2 protein-coding genes and 1 pseudogene are annotated in these 1,250 nt (G+C 53.7%); all 3 read right to left on the bottom strand.

Going from position 1 to position 1,250, the window contains the following annotated elements; genetic code table 11:
- Window positions 1-333, bottom strand: a pseudogene (locus ACEPPX_RS11800) (hypothetical protein); the annotation flags it as partial.
- Entirely contained in the window at window positions 333-911 is a 579-nt protein-coding gene (locus tag ACEPPX_RS11795; RefSeq protein ID WP_416624198.1) for a phage tail protein, read from the bottom strand. The gene ACEPPX_RS11795 and the pseudogene ACEPPX_RS11800, both read right to left, overlap by 1 nt.
- Window positions 904-1,250: baseplate J/gp47 family protein (locus ACEPPX_RS11790; protein ID WP_416624197.1), on the bottom strand; the 347-nt coding region annotated here is incomplete at its 5' end. The genes ACEPPX_RS11795 and ACEPPX_RS11790, both read right to left, overlap by 8 nt.

Here is a 1,250-nt window from a genome sequence, read left to right as displayed (position 1 = left end):
TACGCTGTTGGTCGTAGAGGCAGTAATTTTGCCGGGTAAGCCCAATGCAACCGTTATATTTTGCTCTAACGTGTTACCACCCGTTAGGCCGTTACCTGCAATGATTCGGACGGTTTTATCCGCCTTGTTTGCCAGTCCTTGGTCGGCTGCGGTTTTATTTTGGCCGATGCTGGCCACAGCTTTGGCCAGCTCGGTTTTCAGCCATAGCGTGCGATTGGCTAGTTGACGCGGAGCCAAGTTATCTACGCCATTCGGCCCACCCATTACAGGATCGGATGTCTCGACCTGATAAATGCCGGCTTCCCAGCGGTTGGTTTCTACTAAATTTGCCATTATGCGGTTCCTCGATTAAATCTGCCGTCGCGCAAAGCACGGCCGTTGTGTCTTAATGCGCTGGCTTGATAATCCAACGCAGCCAATACGCAGCGGGCGGGCGCAAACGCTCTTAGGGTGTGCCTCAACAATGCTGCTTGGTCATTGGTAATGACGTTATTCATGATGATGCGATAGTGCGCCCACCGGTCGCTGTGACCGTAGGCATAGCGACCATCGCGCACGATTTCGCCGTCATGCCGTTTGCCGCCCATACCTTCGATAATTTGCACCTCACCGAAGCCAAGCCGTCGCACAATTTCTCGGATGGCCCAGGGGGTACCCTTATATCGATGCAGCTCGTATGCGCCTTTAATCAGGCGTCGGCGCATTTGGTCGGACTCCGCCAACCAATAACCGTCCGCACCCAATATGCTGCGGCTCTCGGCCAATAAATCCAAATGCTCGGGTGCGACCAGATTAATCAGCCGGGGCATCAGCTTGGCTGCATCAATATCAGCTAGACGCAAGCCTAAATCAGCCAGCAGCTTGTAATGCTGATCTCTTTCGATGATGTCGGCGTAAGTTAATTTAGCCATCGGCGTACTCCGGTGCAGCGGTAATGTTTACCGATGTGCAACGCGACCACTGATTGGCCTTAACCACGCGCAGCGGCAGATTCTTCAGCACCACGTTATATACGCCAGGCACTTTCAGAGCCGTCTGAATATCCAAAGGTACAATGTCCAGTCCAAGCTTTTCACGGCGGGCGGATTCATATGCTGCCCATGACGCTTTAGCAGCCGCTACTGCTTCATCCGGATTTACCCCGGTAAACAGCACCAGCTCGGCGTCCAATGCATAATCCACAACGGTGGGAGCGGCCACCGTAACGGTGTCGCACAACGGCCGGATACGCTCATCAGATAAGGCTTTGG

It is taken from the genome of Neisseria sp. S1 (genome assembly GCF_048060015.1).
GTDB classification, from domain to species: Bacteria; Pseudomonadota; Gammaproteobacteria; order Burkholderiales; family Neisseriaceae; genus Neisseria; species Neisseria arctica.
The sequence above is the reverse complement of the archived record's forward strand: the minus strand, read 5'-3'. Positions and strand labels throughout refer to the sequence as shown.